At 56.9% G+C, this 25,772-nt stretch carries 25 protein-coding genes and 5 pseudogenes; 16 read left to right on the top strand and 14 right to left on the bottom strand.

From position 1 onward, the window contains the following. Nucleotides 1-58: 58 nt before the first annotated feature. Nucleotides 59-1,474: a diguanylate cyclase gene (locus QTO30_RS08000; RefSeq protein WP_340423658.1), complete on the top strand. Its 1,416-nt coding sequence runs from the start codon at nt 59-61 to the stop codon at nt 1,472-1,474. On the opposite strand, the gene QTO30_RS08005 is transcribed toward QTO30_RS08000, so the two are convergent. The 4 genes from QTO30_RS08005 to QTO30_RS08020 form a co-directional block, all read right to left on the bottom strand. Next, nucleotides 1,463-1,954: a periplasmic heavy metal sensor gene (locus tag QTO30_RS08005; RefSeq protein WP_340423659.1), complete on the bottom strand. Its 492-nt coding sequence runs from the start codon at nt 1,952-1,954 to the stop codon at nt 1,463-1,465. The genes QTO30_RS08000 and QTO30_RS08005 overlap by 12 nt on opposite strands. Next, entirely contained in the window at nt 1,947-2,300 is a 354-nt protein-coding gene (locus tag QTO30_RS08010; protein WP_340423660.1) for a hypothetical protein, read from the bottom strand. Before QTO30_RS08010 ends, QTO30_RS08005 begins: the two co-directional genes overlap by 8 nt. After that, entirely contained in the window at nt 2,284-2,877 is a 594-nt protein-coding gene (locus QTO30_RS08015; protein ID WP_340423661.1) for an RNA polymerase sigma factor, read from the bottom strand. Before QTO30_RS08015 ends, QTO30_RS08010 begins: the two co-directional genes overlap by 17 nt. A 76-nt stretch (nt 2,878-2,953) precedes the next feature. After that, the gene (locus QTO30_RS08020) at nt 2,954-3,409 is read right to left on the bottom strand and encodes an EF-hand domain-containing protein (RefSeq protein ID WP_340423662.1); all 456 of its coding nucleotides are present in this window, start codon (nt 3,407-3,409) and stop codon (nt 2,954-2,956) included. 179 nt (nt 3,410-3,588) lie between these two features. Between QTO30_RS08020 and QTO30_RS08025 the strand changes: the two genes are divergently transcribed. Both QTO30_RS08025 and QTO30_RS08030 read left to right on the top strand, forming a co-directional pair. Continuing rightward, nucleotides 3,589-3,978, top strand: coding sequence for a DUF983 domain-containing protein (locus QTO30_RS08025; RefSeq protein ID WP_340423663.1), 390 nt, complete (start codon nt 3,589-3,591; stop codon nt 3,976-3,978). 115 nt (nt 3,979-4,093) lie between these two features. Beyond that, complete coding sequence (locus QTO30_RS08030) at nt 4,094-4,666, top strand: NUDIX hydrolase (protein WP_340423664.1); 573 nt, start codon at nt 4,094-4,096, stop codon at nt 4,664-4,666. On the opposite strand, the pseudogene QTO30_RS08035 reads toward QTO30_RS08030, so the two are convergent. After that, nucleotides 4,663-5,566 (bottom strand): annotated as a pseudogene (locus tag QTO30_RS08035) (DMT family transporter). The gene QTO30_RS08030 and the pseudogene QTO30_RS08035 sit on opposite strands and share 4 nt — an antisense overlap. Before the next feature lie 23 nt (nt 5,567-5,589). Continuing rightward, nucleotides 5,590-6,477: a fatty acid desaturase gene (locus QTO30_RS08040; RefSeq protein WP_340423665.1), complete on the bottom strand. Its 888-nt coding sequence runs from the start codon at nt 6,475-6,477 to the stop codon at nt 5,590-5,592. Between the two features lie 83 nt (nt 6,478-6,560). Here QTO30_RS08040 and QTO30_RS08045 point away from each other — a divergent pair. Next, nucleotides 6,561-7,420 (top strand): annotated as a pseudogene (locus QTO30_RS08045) (helix-turn-helix domain-containing protein). Here QTO30_RS08045 and QTO30_RS08050 read toward each other — a convergent pair. From QTO30_RS08050 to QTO30_RS08065, 4 genes and pseudogenes are all read right to left on the bottom strand, one after another. Next, a pseudogene (locus tag QTO30_RS08050) lies at nt 7,417-8,876 on the bottom strand (carnitine 3-dehydrogenase). The pseudogenes QTO30_RS08045 and QTO30_RS08050 overlap by 4 nt on opposite strands. 3 nt (nt 8,877-8,879) lie before the next feature. Then, on the bottom strand, nt 8,880-9,128 hold the full coding sequence (locus tag QTO30_RS08055; RefSeq protein ID WP_340423666.1) for a hypothetical protein: 249 nt from the start codon (nt 9,126-9,128) through the stop codon (nt 8,880-8,882). 2 nt (nt 9,129-9,130) lie between these two features. Next, complete coding sequence (locus QTO30_RS08060; RefSeq protein ID WP_340423667.1) at nt 9,131-9,658, bottom strand: lipocalin family protein; 528 nt, start codon at nt 9,656-9,658, stop codon at nt 9,131-9,133. Next, nucleotides 9,655-10,571 (bottom strand): annotated as a pseudogene (locus QTO30_RS08065) (3-keto-5-aminohexanoate cleavage protein). The gene QTO30_RS08060 and the pseudogene QTO30_RS08065 overlap by 4 nt, the downstream one beginning before the upstream one ends. A gap of 255 nt (nt 10,572-10,826) precedes the next feature. Between QTO30_RS08065 and QTO30_RS08070 the strand changes: the two are divergent. Further along, nucleotides 10,827-11,291, top strand: a complete 465-nt coding sequence (locus QTO30_RS08070) for a GNAT family N-acetyltransferase (protein ID WP_340423668.1) — start codon at nt 10,827-10,829, stop codon at nt 11,289-11,291. 12 nt (nt 11,292-11,303) lie between these two features. Here QTO30_RS08070 and QTO30_RS08075 read toward each other — a convergent pair whose 3' ends face one another. After that, a complete protein-coding gene (locus QTO30_RS08075; RefSeq protein ID WP_340423669.1) occupies nt 11,304-12,347 on the bottom strand; it encodes an aldo/keto reductase in 1,044 nt (347 codons plus the stop codon). Nucleotides 12,348-12,479: 132 nt separating this feature from the next. On the opposite strand from QTO30_RS08075, the pseudogene QTO30_RS08080 reads away from it, so the two are divergent. Then, nucleotides 12,480-13,702: pseudogene (locus QTO30_RS08080) on the top strand (MFS transporter). On the opposite strand, the gene QTO30_RS08085 reads toward QTO30_RS08080, so the two are convergent. Continuing rightward, nucleotides 13,699-14,163 (bottom strand): outer membrane protein, encoded by a 465-nt coding sequence (locus QTO30_RS08085; RefSeq protein ID WP_340423670.1) that lies wholly within the window; start codon nt 14,161-14,163, stop codon nt 13,699-13,701. The pseudogene QTO30_RS08080 and the gene QTO30_RS08085 overlap by 4 nt on opposite strands. 135 nt (nt 14,164-14,298) lie before the next feature. Between QTO30_RS08085 and metG the strand changes: the two genes are divergently transcribed. From metG to QTO30_RS08100, 3 genes are read left to right on the top strand one after another with little or no spacing between them, the layout of a single operon-like run. Further along, the gene (gene metG / locus QTO30_RS08090) at nt 14,299-16,020 is read left to right on the top strand and encodes a methionine--tRNA ligase (protein ID WP_340423671.1); all 1,722 of its coding nucleotides are present in this window, start codon (nt 14,299-14,301) and stop codon (nt 16,018-16,020) included. Between the two features lie 4 nt (nt 16,021-16,024). Next, nucleotides 16,025-16,234, top strand: coding sequence for a cytidylyltransferase domain-containing protein (locus QTO30_RS08095; protein WP_340423672.1), 210 nt, complete (start codon nt 16,025-16,027; stop codon nt 16,232-16,234). A 6-nt stretch (nt 16,235-16,240) separates the two neighbouring features. After that, nucleotides 16,241-16,738 (top strand): acylneuraminate cytidylyltransferase family protein, encoded by a 498-nt coding sequence (locus QTO30_RS08100; RefSeq protein ID WP_340423673.1) that lies wholly within the window; start codon nt 16,241-16,243, stop codon nt 16,736-16,738. Here QTO30_RS08100 and QTO30_RS08105 read toward each other — a convergent pair. Beyond that, complete coding sequence (locus QTO30_RS08105; protein WP_340423674.1) at nt 16,735-17,442, bottom strand: phosphatase domain-containing putative toxin; 708 nt, start codon at nt 17,440-17,442, stop codon at nt 16,735-16,737. The genes QTO30_RS08100 and QTO30_RS08105 overlap by 4 nt on opposite strands. A 130-nt stretch (nt 17,443-17,572) precedes the next feature. Here QTO30_RS08105 and QTO30_RS08110 point away from each other — a divergent pair, with 130 nt between their 5' ends. The 6 genes from QTO30_RS08110 to QTO30_RS08135 all read left to right on the top strand — a co-directional run bounded on the left by QTO30_RS08110 (nt 17,573) and on the right by QTO30_RS08135 (nt 23,605). Then, complete coding sequence (locus QTO30_RS08110; RefSeq protein ID WP_340423675.1) at nt 17,573-18,604, top strand: N-acetylneuraminate synthase family protein; 1,032 nt, start codon at nt 17,573-17,575, stop codon at nt 18,602-18,604. A gap of 217 nt (nt 18,605-18,821) precedes the next feature. Then, nucleotides 18,822-19,742, top strand: coding sequence for a capsular polysaccharide export protein, LipB/KpsS family (locus tag QTO30_RS08115; protein WP_340423676.1), 921 nt, complete (start codon nt 18,822-18,824; stop codon nt 19,740-19,742). Further along, complete coding sequence (locus QTO30_RS08120) at nt 19,739-20,665, top strand: glycosyltransferase family 92 protein (RefSeq protein ID WP_340423677.1); 927 nt, start codon at nt 19,739-19,741, stop codon at nt 20,663-20,665. Before QTO30_RS08115 ends, QTO30_RS08120 begins: the two co-directional genes overlap by 4 nt. A gap of 18 nt (nt 20,666-20,683) precedes the next feature. After that, nucleotides 20,684-21,442, top strand: a complete 759-nt coding sequence (locus QTO30_RS08125) for a hypothetical protein (RefSeq protein ID WP_340423678.1) — start codon at nt 20,684-20,686, stop codon at nt 21,440-21,442. 85 nt (nt 21,443-21,527) lie between these two features. Beyond that, the gene (locus QTO30_RS08130) at nt 21,528-22,763 is read left to right on the top strand and encodes a putative DNA modification/repair radical SAM protein (protein ID WP_340423679.1); all 1,236 of its coding nucleotides are present in this window, start codon (nt 21,528-21,530) and stop codon (nt 22,761-22,763) included. After that, the gene (locus tag QTO30_RS08135; protein WP_340423680.1) at nt 22,763-23,605 is read left to right on the top strand and encodes a TIGR03915 family putative DNA repair protein; all 843 of its coding nucleotides are present in this window, start codon (nt 22,763-22,765) and stop codon (nt 23,603-23,605) included. Before QTO30_RS08130 ends, QTO30_RS08135 begins: the two co-directional genes overlap by 1 nt. Before the next feature lie 58 nt (nt 23,606-23,663). On the opposite strand, the gene ychF is transcribed toward QTO30_RS08135, so the two are convergent. Further along, complete coding sequence (ychF, locus tag QTO30_RS08140; protein ID WP_340423681.1) at nt 23,664-24,761, bottom strand: redox-regulated ATPase YchF; 1,098 nt, start codon at nt 24,759-24,761, stop codon at nt 23,664-23,666. 138 nt (nt 24,762-24,899) lie between these two features. Here ychF and trpA point away from each other — a divergent pair, with 138 nt between their 5' ends. After that, nucleotides 24,900-25,691 carry a tryptophan synthase subunit alpha gene (trpA, locus tag QTO30_RS08145; RefSeq protein ID WP_340423682.1) on the top strand — a complete coding sequence of 264 codons (792 nt, stop codon included), beginning with the start codon at nt 24,900-24,902 and terminating at the stop codon, nt 25,689-25,691. The last annotated feature ends 81 nt before the right edge of the window (nt 25,692-25,772 follow it).

Raw genomic sequence — 25,772 nt, forward strand, 5'->3', positions numbered from 1 at the left:
ACGACAGAAACTGTTTCTTAACCATTATCCTTGAGGTTGCTTGCAGAAAAACGAGCCAATGGCTCAGACATGGGTGCAAGAAATGCCAGGGCGGATACTGATTATAGACACTGTTGCGACAAATCGGATCGTGTTGAAAGTAAAAATGTTGGCCGCCCAATTCGCCGTCGATGCTTGCGCCAGCAAGGCCGAGGCGATGAAGATCATTTCTGAAAACCGGCCAGACCTGATCTTGTTGAATCTCTTTGACGCTGTCGAAGATCAACGCAGCCTGTGCCACGACTTGCGCCGCACGCCTGAGACTGCGTCGATCTCGATCGTCGCTGTGGGCGTGGCAGATACGTCCCGCGCACGCTTCGCCGCTCTTGATGCTGGCGCAGACGACGTTCTGCCCTATCCTGTGAATGACGCTTTATTGCTTGCCCGTATTCGCAGCATGTTGCGGGTTCATAGCACGAGCGAAGAACTCCAACTGCGTGAAGGGACAAGCCGCGCGCTCGGTTTCGAAGAGCCAAAGACAGCTTTCGAGGGCATCGCAAACATTGCCGTACTGGCGGCGCACGGGCCCAGCGGCGAGCAGCTTGCTGTCGCATTGCAAAAGTCACTGCCCGGCGCTGTGCATGGTCTGCACCCCAGCGATGTACTCCAGGCCGAAGATGCACAGGGCATACGTGATCTCTTTGTCATTGACGCAAGCAATGCTGAAACCGTGCAAGGCAAGCTTTTTGGGCTGGTCTCTGACCTACGCGCGCGCGCGCAGACACGGCTGGCCATGCAGCTCGTTATCGTGCCTGCGAACACGCCAGAAGTTGCGGCAATGTTTCTTGATCTGGGTGCAGATGATGTTGTGCCAAGTACCGCAGGCACAACAGAAATCGCCCTGCGCGCAAAACGCCTGATTGGCCGCAAACACAAGCAAGACAAACTGCGTGATACGTTACGCAATGGGCTGAACGCGGCTGTCACGGACCCGCTGACGGGCCTGTTCAATCGCCGATATGTTGAGCCCCATCTGGCGCGGCTGGCCGAACAATCGCGCAAATCGGAGCGGGAACTGGCGGTGATGATGATCGATATCGATCACTTTAAGTCCGTAAACGACACGCACGGCCATGCCGCTGGCGACCGGGTGCTCGTGGAATTGGCTGATCGCCTGCGCAAGAACCTGCGCGCCATTGATCTGGTGGCCCGTATGGGAGGCGAAGAGTTTCTGGTCGCCATGCCCGGTACATCGGTCAAAGATGCACGTCTGGCCGCGGATCGCTTGCGCGCGTTGGTGAACACCATGCCGTTCGATTTGGGCGATGCTAGCCCCGCCATCAAGGTCACTGTTTCCATTGGGGTGGCTGTCAGCGGCCAAATCCGCCCCGAAACCGCTGCGATCAACAAAATCTGCGCGCAAGCCGATCAGGCGCTTTATGCCGCAAAATCCGCTGGACGGGATCAGGTCGCGATGAGCAAATCAGCCGCCTGAATTGTGTCGGCGTTGCGGTTTGTCCCGCGACAATTCGTCAGCGACCTGATCCGCAAAGGCACGCCTGCGTTCGGGTGTCATCGCGATAATTTGCGCCAGTGTTGCTTCCTGCGCCTTAGCCTGAATATCTGAAAGGCCCGCCGCCTGTTCCGTCATCAGGGCACGCAATGCATCCGCGTCAAACGGTTCTGCGCGCAACGTGGTGACCATATCATTCACCCGCCCGCGGAAATCGAGGCTGCGCAAACTCCGGTCCTGTCGCAAGCTACGCCCAACGGCGCGCCGCTCATCTGGCTCAAGCGCGCGGGCAATTGGGCCGACGCCAAGATCAAAACTGCGCGGCGGCCCATCACCCACCCGCCCCGACGCAATGGCACCTGCAACAATACCGACCACAGCCAGATTGAGCGCAAGCGACAGTACCAGCACAATCCGCCACAGGCGGCCCGGGCGCGCAGTTGGCAATTTGTCTTTAGCCATCGGAAAACGCTCCTTCGTCAAGCAACAGATCAGTCTGGAACAGGCTGACGCTAACCTGGTCGCCGATCAGGTCAGCCGTCATATCCTCGACCGAGGAAGGCGGGGCGACACCAACCCAGATGCCCGCAACGGTCGCAGCCGCCAAACCACCAACAGCGGGCCAGCCGCCAATCCCATCCAGCAAGCGCGCCCACAAACCGACCTTTAGGGCTTGCGCGCTGGAAACGGGCTGCGCGGCATCCGCATCAGCCAGCACACGGGTCATCAGATCATCACCTGGCACTGGTGTGGCCCTGCGGGCCTGCGCGAAAAGATCGTCTAGCATATCATCATTCGGGTTCGTCATCGTTATACCCCAGTTCTGCCTTCCGCCCAGCCATGATATCGGCAAGAGCCCGTTTTCCGCGTGCTGTCAGACTTTCCACGGACCGCACGCTGATGTCCATGATTTGCGCAATCTCTGGGTTCGCCAACCCCTCCAGATGCCTGAGCGACACGGCTTGCGCTTGCCTTTCGGGCAGTTGCGCCAATGCGTCCGACAAGGCCGACATGCGCGCCTGTGTTTGCATCTGTGCTGTCACACTAGGCGCGGCATCCAACGGCTCTGCCACCTGATCCAGCGAAACGCTGCGCCTTTTGCGCAACCGGTCAGTACATAGATTCGCCACAACACGATAAAGCCATGTGCTAACCTGCGCCTCGCCCTGCCGCCAATCGGGTGCGATTTTCCACAACCGCATCATAGCGTCTTGTGCGACATCCTCGGCCTCAGTTTGGGTGCCCAGCATCCGCGTCGCCTGCGCCAGAACCCGCGGTAAAAGACGTGCCGTCAAAAACCGCGCGGCCTGCCCATCGCCATTGGCGTATGCAACCAAAAGCGCCTCATCGGGTGCGCCCGCAAAAGGATCTGGCGATGCGTTCATCTATTTGTTTGCTAGTCAATTCGAACCCAAGAGGCAATTGGCAGGGGGATGAGGCGCCCCCTGCCAAAGGCGGGATTTAGCCGCGGCCTTTGTGGCCGTCGCCACGGCGTCCATCACGACGCTCACCCATTCGCTCTTGGGCCTGCTCGAACTCTTCGGCAGAGATTGTGCCGTCATCATCAGCATCAACCCGGTCAAACATACGTGCCGCGCGCCGCTCTTCGCGTGTTGGCATTTCGTCCAACTGCAACAAACCATCACCATTTTCATCAAAACGTTCGATCATGGCCGTCGCACGATCTGCGGCCCGCGCCGACAACTCATCCGCCGACAATGCGCCATCACCATTTGCGTCCTGCTCGGCAAAACGCGCTTCGCCACGGGCCTGCATTTCTTCCATAGTCAAGGCACCATCGCCGTTCAGATCAAGCGTTTCAAAGTCCGGACGCTCGCGTTCTTGTTGGGCTTGCACGGCGCCAGCGGTCATTACGAGGCCTGAAAGAAGAGCTGCCATCAAAATCTTGGTTTTCATTTTCGTTTCCTTTTGCTTTGTTCACGGCAGCGTTTCTGCGCTGCTGACCCTCCTTCAACGCAAGTGCCGACCGCTTCCGTCGCAGGTTGCTAAAAAAAACGCATAGCCGCTATTTACCGCGCGCCCTTTTCAAATGCATAGCAATAGGTCATGTGGAACGTAGTCGATGGAGTTGCCGCATGTCAGATACAGATTTTCAGATTGATGACCGCCCAACAAAGCCCGCCTTGTTACGTGGTTTGCGCTGTAAGTGCCCCAACTGTGGCGAAGGGGACCTTTTCACAAAATACCTCAAGGTCGCGGACAATTGCCCGCATTGTGACGAAGAACTGTTCCATCATCGCGCTGATGACGGCCCCGCCTATCTGACAATTCTTCTGGTCGCACATATCATTGGCTTTGTGATCCATTTCATGTGGGTTTACCTCCGACCGGAACCCTGGGTAATGGCCACATCCTTGGCTGTGGGCGCTGTCGTGCTCTCGCTTTATCTTTTGCCACGCATGAAAGGTATGATTGTTGGCATCCAATGGGCACGCCGCATGCATGGGTTCGGCCACAACGGCTGAGGGCTGAGCCATCGACAAATCCGCGATCAGAGACGCATCCACCATCATCGTGCTACGCGATCGGGCGACACAACCCGCAGTCCTGATGGGGCAAAGGGGCGCAAGTGCTGCCTTCATGCCGGGTAAGTTTGTGTTCCCTGGCGGCGCCGTCGATGCCAATGACGCCATTGTACCTACGACTGCTTTAAGTGCATTGGATGAACGGCGCCTTGCCAGCGAAAGTACGCTGCCTCCTGCCGCACTTGCGGCCGCTGCAATCCGGGAATTGTGGGAAGAAACCGGTCAGATCCTTGGTTCTCCCGACACGTGGGATGATGCCCCAAAAGGCTGGCGTGGGTTTTCGGCAACCGGACATGTGCCGAATGCCGCCGCATTGCAATTTTTCTTCCGAGCCGTCACGCCTGCCGGTCGCCCGCGCCGTTTTGACGCGCGGTTCTTTTTGACCGGTGTCGATCAGTTGCAGACCGACCCGGATGACTTCTCGAATGCCGAAGATGAACTAGCGCATCTGCAATGGGTGCCTTTGGTGGACGCACGCCAGTTCGATCTGCCGTTTATCACCCAAATCGTCTTGGCCGAGTTGGTCAGCCATATCAAAAGCGGCGGTCCACCGGCAAGCGTGCCGTTCTTTCGCAATGATGATGAGGCGCATTTGGTCAGCCGCCTGGGCGGACGCAGCCCGCTTTAAAGCAACAGCACGAGCATAACGATGCTGACCGTCAGCAGCACCAACCCTTGCCATTCGCGCAACGAAACCTTTTCGCCAAAAACAAAAGCCCCGATCATCAAAGAAAACAGCAGTTCAATCTGGCCAACGGCATTCACGTAGGCTGCATTCTGCAAGGTAAACGCCGTGAACCAGCAAATCGACCCGATCATGCTGGTGATCCCGACCAACCCCGCCACACGCCATGATGCCAACACCCGGCCAATCTCACCGCGTTCGCGCCACGCCAGCCAGAGCGCCATGGCCAGCGTCTGGAAGGCTGTGACCAATGCCAAGGTGACAATCGCCCGGTAAAACACATCGCCTTCGGCTATTGATAGGGAGGCCCCACGATAGCCGTTGCCCGAAATACCAAACAGAATTCCTGCGCCAAGACCCAATGCCGTTGCGCGGTTAAAGATGCGCCGGCGCCAAGGGCCGACACCCCCGGGGGGATCAGACAACAACAGCACACCCGCCAGCCCGATTAGCATCGCCACGATGGTCAGCGCGGTGAACGTATCACCCAAGATCAGGAAGCCAAAGAACGCACTTAGCAATACTTCGGTTTTCTTGAACGTGATCCCAACCGCAAAATTCCGATGGCTGAAGAGAGCCACAACACAGACGGTCGCCAATATCTGAGAGGTACCGCTAAGCAAACGCATAGGGCCAAAACTCTGCCGGAATATCCGGCGCGCCCTGCCCCGTTGTCATTGCATAAGCAATCGCAATCACAGCAACCAATGGCGAAGAATAGATGAAGCGCGCGAATGTTGCCCCAGCGCTCGACAGCGCCATCCCTGTCAGCCGTTTTTGCAGCATGAACCGCAATGTCTGCGCCGTCGCCGCGCCGATGGTGATGGGGATCCAGAGTTCCATCCGCCCCCTATGCCTGCAATCGGCTAGCGCCGCCAGAGCGGGTGTGCGACCGGGTCTTTGGCTTTCCAAAGATATCGGCCAATCACTTCGCGATAAGAGGTAAAGTAATAGCCGCCGTTCCGCCGCAAGTAGTGATCTTTCCGAGCTTGATAGAGCGTGGGCAGATCATACCACGCCACACGGGGGTGCATGTGGTGCACGACATGCAGATTATTGTTGAGAAAGAGAAAGGCGAAAATGCCCCCCTTCTCCACAATCACACTGCGCCCACTGGCCCGTTCATGGGCTTGATGTTCTAGGAATGTGCGCAGCTTGAGGATCGACATCCCGGCATACGCAGCGATCATGTAAGCCCAAACAGGCATTTGCGACGCAGCCACAACGGCCAGCACCACCACAACTGCTGGCAGATGGATCAACCAACCGCGCAAAACGTCGCGATCACGTTGGCGCCACTCGCAAACCAAAAAGGCAATCGTCCCTATCAACGGCCCCAGGGTCAGCCGCCCGGCCACGGTATTGTTCATCTGTAAAATCACCTGCACCGGACGTGGCAACTGTTCCCACAGGCCCGCATCCAGATAGTTGCTTTCAGGATCATCAAAAGGATCGGTAATCACCTCATCATGATGATGCGCGAGGTGGGTCGCCTTGTATCGCACATATGGGATGAACAGCACTAACGGCGGCCAGATGATCAGATCATTCAACCACGCCCACCTGAACGGATGACCATGTATCACCTCATGCTGCAAAGATGCATGCAATGCGATCGTCAAAGCAGCTACCGCAATACCAGCCCAAAGCGGCAAAACCCACAGGGACAGCCCCCACACAGCATAACACGCGACAATCAGTACAATTGTTGGCCACTCGACTTGCGCAGGTGCGCCTTTTTTCTTCTGTCCCATGAAGGCGAAACTAAATGACAAACGGCTATCCAGCCATTTGGAGAGTAGTTCACAAAACCATCGTTCCGTGATTAAATAATTCCATGTTGATAATTATGGACAAACGTGAACGTGCGAACATCTTCCGCCAACGCCTTCAGGCTGGCATGGCACAGACGGGCATCACGCAAAGCGCATTGGCGCGCCAAGCTGGGGTTGACCGCTCTACTCTGTCGCAACTGATCAAGGATGATGGCGCGCGGCTGCCCAATGGGCAACTGGTTGCGGCATGTGCTGCCGTGCTTGGTGTCAGCGCCGACTGGCTTTTGGGGCTATCAGATCGGCCAGAGCAAGCAGAAGACCTTGTTGCCAGCGCCATTTCGATGACCCAAGCCCCGCGTGCGCTGGTCGATGAAAAGATCTTTGCATGGCATCAAGAGGCGGAAGGTTACAAAATCCGCCATGTGCCTGCGGGGCTCCCTGATATGCTCAAGACTGATGATATCTTGCGATGGGAATACGCGCCGTCGCTGGGCAAGACGATTGAACAGGCGATGGGGGCCAGCAACGACCGGTTGGAATGGATGCGCAGCGCGCGGTCCGACTATGAAATCGCGATTCCACTGTCCGAGGTTGAAAGCTTTGCGCGTGGCGACGGCTACTACCGCGATCTGTCACCAGCCCTGCGCAGGCCCCAGCTTGCGAAATTCCGCGACTTGCATGCGCAGCTTTACCCGCGCTGCGGCTGCACCTCTTTGATCAACGCAAGCTTTACTCGGCTCCGGTTACCGTATTTGGCCCACTCCTTGCTGTGATTTACATTGGCCAAAATTATCTGGTCTTTCGCGATACCGAACGGGTCGCCGCCATTACTGCGCATTTCGACGAACTCGTTCGTGCGGCCAGCGTCAGCCAGCGCGAGATCGGTGCCTACTTTGACGACCTTATCGCAAAGATTGGCTAGCCCCGCACGCCCACGGCTTTGCCAGCCCCCTCGGGCCTCGGCAGCGCTTTGTGCGCTTCGGCGACTTTTGCCAGTGTAGCGGCCAGATGTGGCGCAGGCTCAGATGCCCGCCGGGTTTCTAGGCTGACATGGATCAGCATGTGCTCACCCGTCGCCAGTTCGCGATCACCTGCAAACATGCGATGAAAAAGATGCATCTTCTTGCCTGCGCCGTTCAATACCTGCGTTTCCACGCGGATCACCGCGCCTGCATGCACTTCATCCAAGTGGCGGATATGTGTCTCGGCCGTGAAATAGCTGCCACCTGTCGCGATGTATTCCGCGTCACACCCCACCAGCAGCATCATGCGATCAGTGGCATCCCCGAAGGCTTGCAGATATCGCGCCTCGTTCATGTGCCCATTGTAGTCAGTCCAATCCAACGGCACCGCGCGTTCGACAGTCACAATCGGACGGCCCAGATCAGCGGGTAACCCGACCGCCCCTTCAACCCGGCGATCCTGTTGGTTAAGCAGTTTGCCTGCCCCCCAATCCTGCGCTTTCAGCCCGCGCAGAATGGAAACCAGGTTGTCGTCTCGCGCGCGCTCCAGTTCGCGGATGCTATGATGGCCGGATTGCGCATCAGATTGATCCGCTACGGCGTCAATCAATTCATCTGTCAATTCAGGCACATCCATCAGTTTGGTCCACGGCCATTCAAGACAAGGCCCGAATTGTTCGATAAAATGACGCATTCCTGCTTCCCCACCGGCGATACGGTAGGTCTCAAACAGGCCCATCTGCGCCCAGCGCAGGCCAAAGCCATAGCGGATCGCATTGTCGATTTCCTCGGTTGTGGCAATGCCATCCTTGATCAGCCAAAGCGCTTCGCGCCAAACCGCTTCAAAAAACGGTCGGCAATATGGGCGTCAATCTCGGCACGCACATGCAATGGGTGCATGCCGATGCTGGTCAGAATGTCCTTGGCGCGCGCAATAATTGCAGGTGCGGTTTTGGCACTCGGCACCAGCTCCACCAGCGGCAGCAGATAGACCGGGTTGAACGGATGGGTCACAACGATTTGCGCGGGGCGGGTCGCACAGCCGTGGAGTTCAGAGGGTTTGAAACCGCTTGTCGACGACCCGATCACAGCATCATGCGGACAGTGTTCCTGCAGCGTCTGATAAACCTTTCTTTTCAGTTCCAGACGTTCCGGGACACTTTCCTGAATCCATGCGACATCCGCCACGGCAGCAGACATTGTATCGTGAAAGCTCAGCTGGCCTTCTGCTGGCAGCGCCACATCCGACAAGCCCGGCAAAGACCGCCGCGCATTGTCGAGAACTTCAGAGATTTTGCGGGCGGCTTCTGGATCGGGGTCAAAAACCCGCACATCCCACCCCATCAGCAAGAACCGCGCGGCCCAGCCGCCGCCAATCACGCCACCGCCGATAATGGCCGCTGTTTGTTTGGCCATCTCTTAACCTGCTGGTTTGTCGTCAGGGTGGTCAAATTCATCCGCTGGAACAGGTTCGCGGCGGATCGTCGGATCGCAGGCGACCATCGCGGTGTTGCTGTCGCGGATGATCAAACCACCGCGCGCGCGGCAAGATTCAAAGGACATGCGCCCGCCGATCACCATGAATTCACGCATACCACCACCGGCGTTCATCCCGCCACCTTCGCAAGCAGCCAGCGCTACAACACTGCCCAAAATCAAACGTCTCATCGTCAAAACTCCTCAAGTCGGCTAAGATCATAGCCATTGAACTCCAAAACATCACGCGCCGCTTCCAGACGGTCGGCACGAATGTCAGGCGTGCGGTTCAATATCCACCCCGACCGTCCATTTGGGGCCCCGACAACCGCTGTGCGGTAATCTTCGTCCGTCCACAATACCCAATAATCGGCGGCAACGAACGGGACAGACGGGAACCTGACCTTGAGCCGCCCGGGCCCGACGATTTCTGCGGTGCCCGCGATCCGTGAGGTCTCTCGTCCGGCGGTATCCCGACAGATGTTCAGAACAGAAAGTAACCCATCGTCGCGCAATCCGTACTCTGCAGTTACACCGACGCAGCCCGCCTGAAATGGCACTGGATAGCGCGATACCTCATGCCAAACGCCCAGATAGCGTTCCGGCGCGAATACCGCCTTTGAAGCGATTGGCGCGTCCGTGTCCCGGTACACGGAAAACAGGCCGCCGCTATCCTGCGCCGCACAGCCCGCAAGCAAGACGATCAGTGCCAGTGCCCTCACTTGGACACCGGCGCGCGTTTTGTCAGACCCAGCTTTGCGCGCACCTCGGCGGGGCCGATAACCCTCGCACCAAGGTTTTCCACGATCCCTGCGGCCCGCTCAACCAGTTGTGCATTGGTCGCCAGAACGCCGCGATCCAGCATCAGGTTATCTTCCAGACCCACGCGCACATTGCCACCTGCCAGCACCGAAGCTGCAACATAGGGCATCTGACTGCGCCCCAGCCCAAAGGCCGAGAATGTCCAATCATCCGGCACGTTATTCACCATCGCCATGAAGGTATTGAGATCATCCGGCGCGCCCCAAGGGACGCCCATGCAAAGCTGTACCAGTGCCGGGCTGTCGAGCACGCCATCTTTCACAAGCTGCTTTGCATACCACAAATGGCCAGTGTCGAAGGCTTCAATCTCCGGCTTGACCCCTAGGTCAGTCATCATCTGCCCCATCGCGATCAGCATGCCGGGGGTGTTGGTCATGACGTAGTCGGCCTCGGCAAAATTCATTGTACCGCAATCGAGCGTGCAAATCTCGGGCAGACATGCGGCGACATGGGCGACACGTTCTGTTGCGCCAACCATATCGGTACCAGCAACAGTGGGCAGCGGTACTTCGGTGCCGCCAAACACGATGTCGCCCCCCATGCCCGCTGTCAGGTTCAACACGACATCGACATCCGCATCGCGAATGCGGTCCGTGACTTCACGATAGAGCGCCAAATCACGCGATGGCACGCCGGTCTCGGGGTCCCGTACGTGACAATGGACAACTGCGGCGCTTAAACCTTGGCGGCATCAATTGCGCTTTCGGCGATTTGCTGGGGCGAGCGGGGCACATGCGGGCTGCGATCCTGGGTTGAGCCAGATCCCGTTACAGCGCAAGTGATAAAGACCTCGCGGTTCATCTCAAGTGGCATTTGCGTTCTCCCTTCGCGTCTGCGGCGACATTTGCCGATATCATGACACCACACAAGCCGGAATTCTTGACAAGCTCTGGGGCACAATGGCATCACCGTCCCTATGCACAGAACGCCACTTTCTCATGCGGTCTATTTTACCAGCGCCATATAGCGGCGGCTGGGCTTTTTTGATGACATCTTGAAACAACAGCCGCCCGCAAGGGTGATCTGTTTGCTGGGCGTCCTTGCGGGCCAATCGCAAGGACAAAAACGATGCCAGACATCACACAAGTCACCCCAAAGGATATCCCGGACCTGCTGCGGATGATCCAAAAGCTTTGCGCCTTTCATGGTGATACCTGCCAGATGGGCCTGGCAGATACACAGGCAAAGTTCATCGGCGGTCCGCTGACCGGTTTGATCGCCCGCCAAGATGGTCGGGCCATAGGCTACGCCGTGCTGGAATGGCATTGGCGGCCAATGCATAACGGAGACCTTTTTGACATTGCCCATCTCTTTGTCGCAGAGCAGATGCGCGGCAAAGGGGTCGGCAAGGCATTGCTTATGGCATGTCGGACCTATGCAGAAGCAAAGGGTGCCCACCGGCTGGTGATAGGCACGTCACCCGTCAATCCGGGGGCCGCTGCCGCCTATCGCGCGATGGGGCTGGACGAGATTACGACAGTGCCCGGGCCACGGTTTGAAATCACCTTGGGCGCCGCATGTAAGGTGGATTGAAATCCACCTTATCTAGTAGGGCATTGGATTCTGCTTATGCACCGTATCGATCTCGGCGATCACATCATCTGACAGCACCACATCTTTGCCCGCCAATATCCGTGTCAATTGATCTGATGTCGTCGCACCAAAGATCGCAGATACGTCGAAAGGCCGGGTGCGTTGCCAGGCCATCGCCATATGTACCGGATTCAGCCCGTGTTTTGCGGCCAGATCAAGGTAGGCTTGCACCGCAGGCCAAAGCCGATCCGTCACGCGCCCACCCAGATCACCGTTGATCGACAGGCGGCTGCCTTCGGGCACCTGACCGTTCTGGTACTTGCCAGTCAGCAGACCACAAGCAAGCGGCGAAAACGACAGCAGCGTGACATCCTCATTCACCGCCATTTCTGCCATGTCAGTATCGTAGAGGCGGCACAACAGCGAGTACTCGTTCTGTACCGAGGCCATACGTGGCAACCCAGCAGCCCCGGCCTGATCAATCCATTTGGTCATGCCCCATGCGCTTTCGTTCGACATGCCAATGGCGCAGATCTTACCGGCCTTGACCATGTCGCCCAGCGCCTCAAGCACGTCCATCATATGATCCATGGTCTGCTGACGGTCCTGACCCGAAGGGTCATAGGTCCAATTCTGGCGGAACATGTAAGAACCCCGGATCGGCCAATGCATCTGGTAGAGATCAATCACATCCGTTTGCAGCCGCTTCAGCGATGTCTCTACCGCCTCGCGGATCACTGCCCCATCATAGCCGCGCCCTTCACGGACCCAACCGGGGTTGTTGCCTGACACTTTGGTGGCCACCACAATCTCGTCCCGGCGCCCTGTTTTCGAAATCCAATTGCCAATCACCTGCTCGGACAGCCCGACGGTTTCGGCCCGAATCGGGTTCACCGGGTACATCTCGGCGGTATCAAGAAAGTTGATGCCCGCATCCAGCGACATATCAATCTGACGGTGGGCATCGTCCTCTGGTGTCTGGTTGCCAAAGGTCATCGTGCCCAAACACCATTCGCTGACCGTAATGTCGGTGCGGCCTAGGGGAAGTTGCTTCATCTCATCTGCCTCAAATTTTTGTTCGCGCCAGACCCTAATATGCCAGCGCCCAAGGACAAGGGCACAAAGACGACATTCGATTTGTCGATTATGGCCTAGCATCCCCGACGTGGCAGGCGCATAGGTCGGATCATGCGCATGATCATTTCATTTGCGGCATTGTTTTTGTCGGTCGCTCTTTTGCAACTTTCCTCTGGCGGGGTTGGTCCTTTGGACGCGTTGACCGGTTTGAAGTTGGGGTTCTCGCAGTCTCAGGTCGGCTTTCTGGGGTCGGCGCATTTTGTAGGATTTTTCATTGGCTGTTGGTGGGCGCCTCGCCTGATGGGCGGTGTGGGACACAGCCGCGCCTTTGCAACCTTCACCGCAATGGGGGCGATTGGGCTAGCCGCACATGTGGTCACGACAGACCCGTATCTGTGGGCCCTCTTTCGGATCGGGTCCGGTATCTGCGTTGCCGGGTGCTATACGGTGATCGAGGCCTGGTTGCAGGCCAAGGTCACCAATGAAACACGCGGACGGGCCATGGCCAGCTACCGGATTGCAGACACAAGCGCATCCTTTGTTGCCCAGTTCATGATTGGCGCCCTGGCCAATCTGGAAACCTATATCGCATACAACATCCTGACGATCCTGTGCTGCGCGTCGCTGCTGCCGCTCGCGCTGACCCGGGTACCACAGCCCGAAACGCCCAAGGCAACCCGTCTCAGACCCGCCCTTGCCTGGGCCTGTTCACCACTGGCCGTTGCCGCCGTGCTGGTTGCAGCTCTATCAAGTGCGTCGTTCCGTATGGTTGGCCCGATTTATGGTCAGGAAGTCGGCCTGACCGCCAATCAAATCGGTTCGTTTCTGGCTGCCTTCGTTGCGGGTGGTGCAATTGCGCAGTACCCTGTTGGCTGGCTGGCGGACAAATATGACCGCCGCTGGGTGATGATCTGGCTGTCTGTTGCCGCGATCCTGTCTTGCGGCTTTACCGTCACCACAGCGGGGAACGGAACAAGCGCGATCATGACGGCCTCTTTCGTTTTTGGCCTGACGACATTTCCAATCTATTCAGTTGCCACCGCACACGCCCACGACTTTGCGACATCCGATCAGCGGGTCGAGCTTTCGGCCGCACTGATGTTCTTTTTGCGTTGGGTGCCATCGCGGCACCCTTCACAACCTCGACGCTGATCGGGTTCTTCGGCCCCGCCGCACTCTTCTACTTCATCTCAATCGGGCATCTGCTTTTGGTGCTGTTCGGTCTGTGGCGTATGGGCGTGCGCAAAGCGCCCGATGATCGGACCCGCTACATCTATGCCCCACGGACCAGCTTTGGCATTGGGCGATTGCTGGGACGCAGCCGCGAGCACTAGAAGCTGTAAAGCACCGCGATCCGTGTCGTGGTGACAGCTTCGGTAAAGGTGTTGTCCATGAAATCACGGATCAACTCGCCCCGCACGGTCAGGTTTGGCGAAACCTCGCGCTCTGCACCGAGCCCGGCATTGAAGCCACCTGTATTGTCATCTTCAAAGTAGTATTCGGTCACGCCACCCGCGACACGGAAAGTATAGTCAGCCCAATCGCGGCTCACCCAAACGCGCACACGGGCGGTATCGTAGTCATTGTCACCAGCAATACGCAGCCCATACTCGGCTTCCGCGCCAAGCGCGAAAAGCCCGGTATCAAAACCCAGTCCGGCAATCGCAGAGGTGACAGTTTGTGCATCGCCGGAATGTGGGAAGTGATAGTCCACCCCTGCTCCGACGTAGGCCTCTTGCGCAGATGCGGCAGAACCAAGTGTCGCGGCGATAACAAAAGGGATCAGGCGTTTCATAGGGGTATCTCCTCAATGCATGGGGCGTTGTGCCAGATGTACCCCTGCATTGCCCGGAACGCCAGCCTGTCCGCAACATCTGGCATCTGGCAGCAACCCCCGCTAGATAGGCTGCAAATCTGCAAGGACATCGCTATGGCCCGCCATCTGATCACATCCGCCATTCCCTATATCAACGGGATCAAACATCTGGGAAATCTGGTAGGTAGCCAGTTGCCTGCGGACCTTTACGCCCGCTATCTGCGCCAGCGCGGGCATGAGGTTTTGTTCCTTTGCGCAACAGATGAACACGGCACGCCGGCTGAATTGGCCGCGGCCAAAGCAGGTAAGCCAGTGGCCGAATACTGCGCCGAAATGCACGCCGTGCAGTCCGAAATCGCAGATGGGTTCCGCTTGTCCTTTGATCACTTTGGCCGCTCCTCCAGTCCACAGAACCACAAGCTGACCCAGGCTTTTGCCACACGGCTCGCCGACCTTGGCTTGATCAAGGAAGTGACTGAGGAGCAGGTCTATTCGGTCGCGGATGGCCGCTTCTTGCCAGACCGCTACATCGAAGGCACCTGCCCTAACTGCGGGTTTGAAAGCGCGCGTGGCGATCAGTGCGACAACTGCACAAAGCAGCTCGACCCGACGGATCTGATCAATCCACGTTCCACGATCTCTGGTTCAACCGAGTTGGAGGTGCGTGAAACCAAACACCTCTATCTGCGTCAATCCGAGCTAAAGGACGATCTGGCGACATGGATCGACAGCAAAAAGGATTGGCCGATTCTGACCACCTCGATCGCCAAAAAGTGGCTGACCGATGGTGACGGCTTACAGGACCGTGGCATCACCCGCGACCTGGACTGGGGGATCCCAGTTATGCAAGGTGACGATGTCTGGCCCGGTATGGACGGCAAGGTTTTCTACGTCTGGTTTGATGCCCCCATCGAATACATCGCCTGCGCGCAGGAATGGGAAGATGCGGGTAAGGGCACCGATTGGGCGCGCTGGTGGCGCACCGACAAGGGTGCAGACAACGTGACCTATACCCAGTTCATGGGCAAAGATAACGTGCCGTTCCACACGCTGTCATTCCCGGCAACCATTCTGGGCAGTCAAGAACCTTGGAAACTGGTCGATTACATCAAATCGTTCAACTACCTCAACTACGACGGTGGCCAGTTCAGCACCTCGCGCGGGCGCGGCGTATTCATGGATCAGGCGCTAGAGCTTTTGCCCGCAGACTATTGGCGTTGGTGGCTTTTATCGCATGCGCCCGAGTCATCGGACGCGGAATTCACCTGGGAAAACTTCCAGACAGACGTTAACAAAGACTTGGCTGACGTATTGGGCAATTTTGTTAGCCGGATAACTAAGTTTTGCCGCTCCAAGTTCAGCGAAGCGGTGCCCGAGGGCGGCACCTATGGTCCCGCCGAAGAACAACTGATTGTCGACCTGACCACTCGCATTCGCACCTATGAAGGCCACATGGACGCGATGGAGGTGCGTAAGTCTGCCGCTGAACTCCGCGCAATCTGGGTGCTCGGCAATGAATATCTGCAAGCCAACGCGCCCTGGACGACCTTCAAGACCGATCCTGAGACCGCCGCAATGCAGGTGCGCCTCGCGCTCAATCTGATCCGCATCTATGCGGTGCTGTCAGCGGCCTTCATTCCCGACGCGTCCAAGACGATGATCGCAGCGATGCAGACCGGTGATGACAGTTGGCCCACCGATGTGGCGGCTGCCGTCGAAGTACTTCCGGCTGGCCACGCCTTTGCCGTGCCGGAAAACCTGTTCCGCAAGATCACCGATGAAGAGCGCGAAGGCTGGTCCACCCGTTTTGCTGGAACGCGCGGCACAGAGGAGTAAAGCCATGATCATCGGTCATATCGGCGCCCGCGCGGGTAGCAAGGGCGTGCCAAACAAGAACTTCCGCATGCTGCATGGCAAGCCCCTGATTGATTGGTCACTGGATCAACTCATCGCCTCTGACCGGGTGGATCATGTGGTGGTGTCCACGGACTCGCCCGAGATGTATGAACATGGTTTGAAGCGCGGATGCCTTGATATCGGATTGCGGTAAGCGGCTTTGGCGACGGATACGGCAGCGAAATGGGATGTCTGGCAGCACGCCCTCGGCGAGGTCGAAAAGCAGACCGGGCCCGCCGATGCTTTCCTAGATCTCGATTGCACCTCGCCTTTGCGGCTGCCAGAGGACATTGACGCGGGCCTCGACCTGTTCGCTGCAGAACAACCCGACATGGTCATGTCCTGCTGCGAGAGCCGCAAAAACCCGTACTTCAACATGCTGGAAACCGATGCCAATGGCGCGTTGCAGGTTTCAAAACCCCTGCCCCACGGTGTTGTCGCGCGCCAACAGGCACCAATGGTCTATGACCATGTCGGCCTGGTCTATGTGGTCAAGCCCTCTTACTTGCGCACCGCGTCCCGCCTGTTTGAGGGCCATGTAGTTCCACTAATTGTACCGAATGAACGTGGCCTTGATGTCGACAGCCCGTTTGACTGGGATGTGATCGCATACCTGCTTGGTAAGCAAATCGCAGACGGTGTACGCAACCCCGCCTAACGCCAGCCCTGCCATGGTTTCAAAGCCGCTTGCTTCGCGGCAAAGCTGGCGGTCAAAGCCTCGGGATCATATTCCGTCCTGATCCAATCCTTGATCCCTATCGGGCTTTCTGCGTTGCGCGCCTCATAGACGTCCAGAAAGTGGTCCAGTATCCCGGTCGCTGACCGGCGAATATGCAAGTAACGAAAGCTCAGTTGTTTGCGCGCCTCGGCGACGGTTTGGCCGTCTTGGGTGATCAGATAAAGCGCCGCAACCAAACCCGTGCGATCTGCACCTGATTTGCAATGCAGAAGGAAGGGGCGCTCCATTGTATCGAACGCCTCTATCACCTGGATCAACCGGTCGGTTTTGGGCGCGTTCCGTGCCGACATGTGCACGGTTACAAGCGTCAGACCCAATTGCGCGCAACTTTCGACCTCGAAAAGGTAATGCGGCTGCTTGGCCACGCCGCGCAAGTTCAGCACGGTTTTGATCCCCATGGCCGCATAGGCCTCAAACCGTTTGTGATCGGGATGGTTTGAGCGATAAACACCGTCACTGACCTTTTCAAAGTTGTGCCAGAAGGTGCGCAATATCCCATGATCCAGCCAGCGCACATGCCGGTAAGATCGCTTGCGTTCGATTGGATCGGTAATGTCGTGCCCGAATGATTGGCGCAACTCACGTTCTTTGCGCTCCAGCGCGCTGAATATTTTGCGGATCATTGGCAGCTCAATCAAGGACGTCAGCCTGTCACTTGACCCAAGAAAGGCCGCATTGCAATGGGTCGGACCCAATTGCTCCTTGGATTGAAACCCCATAGACACGGGACAATAGCAAATGCAGGAGACAATCATGGATATCGCTGGCCGCAAGATAGGACCAAAGCATCCACCGCTGGTGATTGCCGAAATCGGGATCAATCACGGCGGCGATCTGGCCGTCGCCAAGGAAATGGTACGCCTTGCCGCTGGAGCGGGTTGCGAAATGATAAAACACCAGACCCACATCATCGAAGACGAGATGACCGAAGAGGCCAAACAGATATTCCCACCCAATGCCGATGTGTCAATCTGGGACGTCATGGCTGAATGCGCCCTGTCGCTGGAGGATGAGGCAGAGCTAAAGCGCTATACCGAAAGCCTTGGGATGATCTGGATCTCAACGCCATTTTCGCGCGCAGCGGCTGATTTTCTGAATGAACTGGACGTACCTGCCTTCAAAATCGGGTCAGGTGAGACCGATAACCTGCCCCTGATCCGGCACATTGCGCGGATGGGTAAACCGGTGATCATGTCAACCGGCATGCAAAGTATCGAGAGCATTCGCGCCTCGGTCGCGATCCTTGATGAGGCTGGGATCGACTATGCTTTGCTTGAGTGTACCAATCTTTATCCATCACCACCCGAAATTGTATCTTTGCAAGGTGTGACTGACCTGAAACAGGCCTTCCCAAACGCCGCTGTGGGTTTCTCGGATCACTCCATCGGTCCCGACATGGCACTGGCGTCAGTGGCCCTTGGTGCTTGCATTCTGGAACGCCACTACACCGACACCCGCTATCGCAAGGGTCCTGATATCATCAATTCCATGGACCCGGCCGAATTGCGCCATATCATCGACCGTTCAAAAGAAATTCACACCGCGCTACATAACCCCAAGCAACGCACCAGCGCCGAAGAGGATGTCTATCGCTTTGCACGCGCCTCTGTCGTCGCGGACCGCGATCTGCCTGCAGGTCACGTGATCACCGAGGCCGATATCTGGGCACGCCGCCCGGGGTCCGGTGAGATTGCCGGGTATGATTTTGACAGGGTGGTCGGTAAGACGCTGACCCGTCCGGTGACACACAACACACAGTTGAAGTGGACAGATCTGGATGGCTGAGCCATTCACCTTTGTATGCCTTGATCCGCGCAAACAAAAGCGTGCGCGAATTGATAGGTGTCTTGCGCCGCTTGGCACTATCAATTGGATAAAAACACCCAAACTAAGCTTGCTAGACCGATCACAGGCTGTAGAGCGCGCTGAAACGGCGCTTATGGCCGGGCGGGGCGTTCACACACCGGGACCAAAACGCCAAATCTGGCATCGAATTCTGCGCATGCAGTACAACGGAACGCGGCGCTACTTTGAAAAGCACCCTAACCATGTCGCTGTCGCGTGGAACGGCCTGAATGGCACGCGACGCGTCTTTATGGACGCCGCCAAGGACGCTGGTGCCAAGACATTGTTCTTCGAACTGGGCCCATTTCCAGGTCGGATTACAGTTGATACGGCAGGCGTCAATTTTGCCAACAGCCTGCCCCGCGAGGCGGCCTCTTACAAAAGCTGGCTTGTGCAAAGTAAGGTTGACCCAAATGATTGGCGCGCATTGGGAACAAGGATCAAGCAACGCACTCCCAACAAGCCACCTGCACCGACAGCAAGTTTACCGCCATTGACCGATCCCTTCATATTTGCCCCACTACAAGTTCCAGGTGATAGTCAGCTACGCCTCTTTGGCGGTAACTTCCGCACCGTCGACAGCTTTGTGGAAGCTTTGGTCGGATCGGCTAAGGCCTTGCCGGATGGCTGGCATCTGCGACTAAAAGAGCACCCCAGCACGCCACCCTTTGTGGCTGACCGGTTGCGTGAAGCCCAAACAGCCATTTACCTCGACAATACGACCGACACGTTTGCACAGGTCGCTGCAAGCCGTGGGGTGTTGACCATCAACTCCTCAGTCGGTTTGGAGGCCATGTTCTTTGATAAACCCGTCTTGGCTTGCGGCCAGTGCTTTTGGGCAATCCCGGGCATGGCTGATACAGCACCCGACCAAACGACATTGACCAGATCGCTGGCAAACGCCGCCGATTGGTCGTTTGACGCTGAAACGCGCAACGCTGTCATGAGTTTTCTCGATCAGATCTACTATCCCGCCGATGTACCTGGCAATGCGCACACGCCCCAACTCATCAGGGATCGCTTAGAAAAGACAGGTGCCTTTCGTTTTCTTGCACAACTACCCGCAGTGACGGCATGATCTGGCCATTTGGAAAACCAGCGCCTGCCCGCGCGAGCCGCATAGCAATCCGACCACCGGTTGCCGAAGCTTCGCGCGCACCGTTAGCTCTGGTTCTTATTGCGCGAAATGAAGCGCGCCGCATTGGCGATTGGCTGACCTTTCACGCCCTTGCGGGTGTGTCGCATGTATATCTCTACGACAATGGCTCGACCGACGAGACCGCACAAATCGCAAGCGCTTTCAACGGCTGCGCTGTAACGGTCATACCCTGGAGGCTGGATACATCCGAGGCAAAAAGCGGCATGATCCTACCTCGGCAGATCATTGCTTACGCACATGCCATCTGCACGTTTGGCGGCGCGTATCAACGGATGGGTTTTATTGACACGGACGAATATCTGGTGCCGCGCGCGGCGAAGACACTGCCCGAGGCGTTATCCGGCATGGATAGTCCCAACATCTCGTTGCCGTGGACAATGTTCGGTCATAGCGGCCACAGGACCGTATCAGAAGATGCCGTCCCATTTGCGTTTCAGTATCGTGCAGCAGCAGCGACCGGGCCGTTGCTCAACTTCAAATGCATCGTTGATCCCTGTAACGTTACGCAGGTCAGCACTCACAAATTTCATACGGCCTCGGATGGCAACATGAGTGCAAATACTCTAGGGTTCAAAGCACCAAATACCAAACGGTCTGACGCATTCGTCACTCAAGACGTTATCCAGTTAAATCACTATTATCTGATGTCAGAAGCAGAAATGCAGGCCAAGCTATCGGGTCCAGCTGTGTCTGGGTCAGCCCGCGACCAACGTGCGGCAGCGATCATGCGTAAAGCTGCGCTAATCGAAAAAGCACCAGTTCAGGATACGTCTGCCGTCGATTTTCTAGCCCGGCACGGGATCGAAAGCTCAAGCGAACTTAGATCACGTTTTACCGGCTAGCGTATCCAAAGGATTGTCATGAAGTTACATTTCCAACACCTGCGCCGCACCGATAACATTGGCGATCAAGCCTGTTCGCCATATGACTATTTCGATTGGGGCGATGCGACCGTTTCAGACCTGCGTGACAATGATACCCCCGCCTATGACATCGGTGTTTACGGTGGTGGCAAGATATTCCGCGGCTTGGCGACCTACGCTGGCGTAAGGCAGCCCAAAAGTGCGCTAAACATCGCGTGGGGTGTGAGTACGGTACAATCATTCCCGATCTCGATGCGGTACATGCAAGCCCGTAGACGGATGTCTATCGTTGGGTCCCGCGACTATGGCGACACGCGTTTCAGATATGCGCCCTGCGCCAGCTGCATGTCCCAGATTTTTGACGCGCCACCGGCACCCGAACACAACGTCGTTTTCTACGCCCATGCCGGTAAGACATCAAAGATGGGAATTACAATACCGAATGATATACCTGTTACCGACAATCATGCCGCTTCACTGCAGCAAGCACTTGCTTTCATTGCCAGTGGTAAAATCGTTATCTCAAACTCCTACCACGGCGTTTATTGGGGGCTCCTGATGGGACGCAAGGTGCTCTGCCTACCGTTTTCGAACAAATTCGGCGGCTATCGTCTGCCACCTCACTACGCCACGGCGAAAAACTGGCAGAACGAGATAAGAAATGCCGTCGCTCAGCCGGACATGCTGGGATTGGTACGAGCGGCAACATTGGATTTCAAGGCGATGGTCGACGACCATATCGCTGCCCGCTCATAACAACTGCAGCCATGCGCTATGCAAATGTTCGGAATGTCTGGGAAGGCATCTTGCCAGCCTCAATACAAGAACATAACATGAACATATGGCCCGGCTCGACCTCTCTCAAAAACTCGCGATCCTGAGCGACGCCGCTCGTTATGATGCGTCCTGTGCATCCAGCGGCACAACGCGCCGCGACAGCCGGGATGGAAAAGGGTTGGGATCAACCGAAGGGTCGGGGATTTGTCACGCCTACGCCCCTGACGGGCGCTGCATCAGCCTGTTGAAGATTCTGATGACGAATTTCTGCATCTACGACTGCGCCTATTGCATCAACCGGGTGTCCTCAAACGTGCAGCGGGCCCGATTTTCTGTCGATGAGGTGGTCCAGTTGACGATCGAGTTCTATCGCCGCAATTACATCGAAGGCCTGTTTCTGTCGTCTGGCATCATCCAGTCACCCGACAAAACCATGGAAGATATGCTGCGCATCGCCAAACGCCTGCGTGAAGTCGAGCATTTTCGCGGCTACATCCACCTCAAAACGATTCCTGATGCTGCACCGGAATTGATCGAGCAGGCCGGTCTTTATGCAGACCGGCTATCCATCAACGTCGAGTTACCGACCGACAACAGCGTCAAAGCCTATGCACCCGAAAAGAACCCCGCCACGATCCGCAAGGCGATGGGCGATGTGAAATCGCGCACGGATGTCGCAGGTGAGCGCAGCTATACGGGCAAACGCGCCAAGCGGTTTGTTCCGGCGGGGCAATCGACACAGATGATTGTAGGGGCCGATATGTCCACCGATGCCACAATCCTTGGGCAATCAACCCGGCTTTACGGTGACTACAAACTCAAGCGGGTTTACTATTCGGCATTCTCACCGATCCCGGATGCGACAGCGAAACTGCCCCTGATCAAGCCGCCCTTGGCGCGTGAACACCGGCTTTATCAAGCGGATTGGTTGCTACGTTTTTATGGTTTCGGCGTTGCTGAAATCACAGCAGCACGCCCCGATGGAAACCTTGATCTGGATATTGACCCAAAACTGGCGTGGGCCTTGCAAAACCGCGCACAATTCCCGGTTGATGTGAACCGGGCCAGCAAGGAGATGCTGCTGCGTATCCCCGGTTTTGGTACCCGCACCGTCGGCCGCATCCTCTCGACGCGACGGCACCGGCGCTTGCGTTATGACGACCTGCTACGCATGGGGGCGTCGCTGAAGAAGGCGCAGGCCTTTATCACGGCACGGGATTGGTCCCCCGGCGGCCTGACAGATAGTGCCACCCTGCGCGCCCGGTTTACCCCACCCCCTGAACAGTTGAGCCTTTTGTGATGTACACCGTCCCCCTGCCCCGGATTGGCACTGACATCGCGTGGCGTGATGCGGCCAAACGGCTGATTGGCGTCGGCGTATCACCCGAAGATATCCTTTGGGACTTCGACAATGAAATGGGCGAACTCTTTGCGACAGCCACACCGTTGCCGCCTCTCACCCGGCGGATTAAAGCGCCGCAAAGTTTTGTGGACATGGCAAACTGGGTGGTCTGGCACAAGGATCCGCAACGCTTTGCCCGGCTTTATGCGCTGCTGTGGCGGCTGCGCCATCAGCCCGGCCTGATGCAGGATCGTGCGGACCCAGATCTTGCCAAGCTGCGCCAGATGGAAAAGGGCGTGCATCGCTGCAAACACAAGATGAAGGCCTTTGTACGCTTTCGCGACTTGCGCCAGGGCGGCACGCGGCGCAGCTTTGCGGCATGGTTTGAGCCGACGCATCACACAGTTGAACCAACTGCCCCCTTCTTTGCCCGCCGCTTTGCCGACATGGATTGGATGATCGCAACGCCGGATGTGACGGCGCAGTTTGTGGATGGCAACCTGTCGTTCCATCCCGGCCAGCCCAAACCCGACCTGCCCGAGGACGCAACAGAGGCGTTATGGGGCACGTACTTTTGCAACATCTTCAATCCGGCGCGGTTGAAGGTGAGCGCAATGACATCCGAGATGCCCAAGAAGTATTGGAAAAACTTGCCCGAGGCACAGCATATTCAGGGCCTGATTGCGGGGGCCGAGGCGAAGGTACAGCAGATGCAGGACAATGTGCCGACGCTGCCGCCAAAGCGCGCCGCTGCTATTCGCAAGCAGTTGGGCAAGTCGGCTGAAAAAGACGATGAATGAAGCGAGGACTACTGCTTCAGTTTTCAAACATCAGGCAATGATCGTATGGCGGATCTATCTAGGTGTTGAACAAGAAGTGCATCACATCGCCGTCTTTGACGATGTATGCTTTGCCCTCTGCCCGCATTTTACCCGCTTCCTTGGCGGGTTGTTCACCGCCCAACGTCACGAAGTCGTCGTAGGCAATCGTCTCGGCCCGAATAAAGCCACGCTCGAAGTCACCATGGATGACGCCCGCCGCTTGTGGCGCTGACGTGCCTTCTTTGATCGTCCAGGCGCGTGCCTCTTTAGGACCAACCGTAAAATAGGTCTGCAAATGCAGCAACTCGTACCCGGCACGGATCAACCGATCGAGGCCAGCTTCTTCGAGCCCCATTTCTTCGAGAAACATCTCGGCCTCGTCGGCTTCAAGCTGGCTAATTTCTTCTTCAATGCGTGCCGAGATCACAACGTGTGAGTTCCCTTGCGCCGCCGCCATCTCGGCCACCCGCGCCGACTGGCTATTGCCCGAACCTGCACTGTCCTCTTCAACATTGCAGACATAAAGCACCGGTTTGGTGGTCAAAAGTTGCAGCATTTTCCACGCTTTTGCGTCGTCGGAATCCACTTCAACGGTGCGGGCGGGTTTGCCGTCTTCCAATGCCGCCTGCGCCATCTCGAGCAGCTTCACCTGCTGTACCGCCTCCTTGTCACCACCGCGCACCTTGCGCACGAGGTTCTGCATACGCTTTTCGATACTCTCCAAATCCGCCAGCATCAGCTCGGTTTCAATCACTTCTGCGTCTACGACCGGATCAACACGACCCTCGACATGGGTGATATCATCATCTTCAAAACACCGCAGCACATGGGCGATGGCATCACATTCGCGAATATTGGCAAGGAACTGGTTTCCGAGACCCTCACCCTTGCTGGCGCCTTTCACCAGGCCTGCAATATCAACGAAGGTCATACGCGTCGGGATGATCTGTTTGGAAGAAGCGATTGCGGCCAGCTTGTCCAAGCGCGCGTCCGGGACAGCCACGTCGCCCACATTTGGTTCAATCGTGCAAAACGGGAAGTTGGCCGCTTGCGCGGCAGCCGTCTTGGTCAGCGCATTAAACAAGGTTGATTTGCCCACATTCGGCAAACCCACAATACCCATTTTGAAACCCATCGCGGCTCTCCTTTGATCCTGCCCGCGCTTCTAGGGGCGGACGGGCACAGGCGCAAGCGGCATGGGGTGTGCACTCTGCCATTGATTTTCCGCACGCCTTCAAGCAAACCACATCAAGTTTGCAGACCGGGGACCAAGATGAGCAGAATCGACGCGAAATTTGCGCAGTTGCGCGCGCAGGGAAAGAAAGCTTTTGTAGCTTATGTCATGGCTGGCGATCCTGACTATGACACCGGTCTAAAGATCGTCAAAGGCTTACCCGCGGCAGGCGTCGACATCATTGAGCTTGGCATGCCATTTACCGATCCCATGGCGGACGGACCAACCATTCAACTTGCGGGGCAGCGCGCGTTAGAAGCCGGGCAGGACCTGGAAAAGACGCTGCAATATGCACGCGAGCTGCGCAAAGAAGACGACATCACACCAATTGTGATGATGGGCTATTACAATCCAATTTACTCACGCGGCGTCGATACGTTTCTGGCAGACGCCAAAGACGCGGGCATTGATGGTCTGATCATTGTTGATCTGCCGCCTGAGGAGGATGAGGAACTCTGCATCCCGGCCCAAAACGCAGGTATCAACTTCATCCGCCTTGCGACCCCGACAACGGATGACAAACGCCTGCCCGCCGTTCTGAAAAACACCTCTGGCTTTGTCTATTACGTCTCTGTGACCGGCATTACCGGCTCCGCCGAGGCGCAGGCTGGCGATGTCGGCCCGGAGGTCGCGCGTATCAAAGCGCAGACGGATTTGCCTGTGATCGTTGGCTTTGGCATCAAGACACCAGGCGCCGCAGAGGCCATCGCGAAGATCGCCGATGGTGCGGTTGTCGGCTCTGCCATTGTGGAAAAGATTGGCGCGGGCGAAAGCGCTGATGATGTGCTCACATTCGTGAAGTCCCTTGCGGATGGCACCCACCGCGGTTGATCGACACATTCGTTCTGATTTGATTCACATCAAAGCAGGGACTTGCGAAAAACCTCTAAATCGGTAATAAATAGTTACCAA

The organism is Yoonia sp. GPGPB17 (assembly GCF_037892195.1).
Taxonomy (GTDB): domain Bacteria; phylum Pseudomonadota; class Alphaproteobacteria; order Rhodobacterales; family Rhodobacteraceae; genus Yoonia.

Excerpts from the sequence above, each read along its gene's own strand:
- QTO30_RS08000 (WP_340423658.1), top strand. The coding sequence starts at position 59 with ATGGCTCAGACATGGGTGCAAGAAATGCCAGGGCGGATACTGATTATA.
- QTO30_RS08005 (WP_340423659.1), bottom strand. The coding sequence starts at position 1,954 with ATGGCTAAAGACAAATTGCCAACTGCGCGCCCGGGCCGCCTGTGGCGG.
- QTO30_RS08010 (WP_340423660.1), bottom strand. The coding sequence starts at position 2,300 with ATGACGAACCCGAATGATGATATGCTAGACGATCTTTTCGCGCAGGCC.
- QTO30_RS08015 (WP_340423661.1), bottom strand. The coding sequence starts at position 2,877 with ATGAACGCATCGCCAGATCCTTTTGCGGGCGCACCCGATGAGGCGCTT.
- QTO30_RS08020 (WP_340423662.1), bottom strand. The coding sequence starts at position 3,409 with ATGAAAACCAAGATTTTGATGGCAGCTCTTCTTTCAGGCCTCGTAATG.
- QTO30_RS08025 (WP_340423663.1), top strand. The coding sequence starts at position 3,589 with ATGTCAGATACAGATTTTCAGATTGATGACCGCCCAACAAAGCCCGCC.
- QTO30_RS08030 (WP_340423664.1), top strand. The coding sequence starts at position 4,094 with ATGCCGGGTAAGTTTGTGTTCCCTGGCGGCGCCGTCGATGCCAATGAC.
- QTO30_RS08040 (WP_340423665.1), bottom strand. The coding sequence starts at position 6,477 with ATGGGACAGAAGAAAAAAGGCGCACCTGCGCAAGTCGAGTGGCCAACA.
- QTO30_RS08055 (WP_340423666.1), bottom strand. The coding sequence starts at position 9,128 with ATGAGACGTTTGATTTTGGGCAGTGTTGTAGCGCTGGCTGCTTGCGAA.
- QTO30_RS08070 (WP_340423668.1), top strand. The coding sequence starts at position 10,827 with ATGCCAGACATCACACAAGTCACCCCAAAGGATATCCCGGACCTGCTG.
- QTO30_RS08075 (WP_340423669.1), bottom strand. The coding sequence starts at position 12,347 with ATGAAGCAACTTCCCCTAGGCCGCACCGACATTACGGTCAGCGAATGG.
- QTO30_RS08085 (WP_340423670.1), bottom strand. The coding sequence starts at position 14,163 with ATGAAACGCCTGATCCCTTTTGTTATCGCCGCGACACTTGGTTCTGCC.
- metG (WP_340423671.1), top strand. The coding sequence starts at position 14,299 with ATGGCCCGCCATCTGATCACATCCGCCATTCCCTATATCAACGGGATC.
- QTO30_RS08095 (WP_340423672.1), top strand. The coding sequence starts at position 16,025 with ATGATCATCGGTCATATCGGCGCCCGCGCGGGTAGCAAGGGCGTGCCA.
- QTO30_RS08105 (WP_340423674.1), bottom strand. The coding sequence starts at position 17,442 with ATGATCCGCAAAATATTCAGCGCGCTGGAGCGCAAAGAACGTGAGTTG.
- QTO30_RS08110 (WP_340423675.1), top strand. The coding sequence starts at position 17,573 with ATGGATATCGCTGGCCGCAAGATAGGACCAAAGCATCCACCGCTGGTG.
- QTO30_RS08115 (WP_340423676.1), top strand. The coding sequence starts at position 18,822 with ATGCAGTACAACGGAACGCGGCGCTACTTTGAAAAGCACCCTAACCAT.
- QTO30_RS08120 (WP_340423677.1), top strand. The coding sequence starts at position 19,739 with ATGATCTGGCCATTTGGAAAACCAGCGCCTGCCCGCGCGAGCCGCATA.
- QTO30_RS08125 (WP_340423678.1), top strand. The coding sequence starts at position 20,684 with ATGAAGTTACATTTCCAACACCTGCGCCGCACCGATAACATTGGCGAT.
- QTO30_RS08130 (WP_340423679.1), top strand. The coding sequence starts at position 21,528 with ATGGCCCGGCTCGACCTCTCTCAAAAACTCGCGATCCTGAGCGACGCC.
- QTO30_RS08135 (WP_340423680.1), top strand. The coding sequence starts at position 22,763 with ATGTACACCGTCCCCCTGCCCCGGATTGGCACTGACATCGCGTGGCGT.
- ychF (WP_340423681.1), bottom strand. The coding sequence starts at position 24,761 with ATGGGTTTCAAAATGGGTATTGTGGGTTTGCCGAATGTGGGCAAATCA.
- trpA (WP_340423682.1), top strand. The coding sequence starts at position 24,900 with ATGAGCAGAATCGACGCGAAATTTGCGCAGTTGCGCGCGCAGGGAAAG.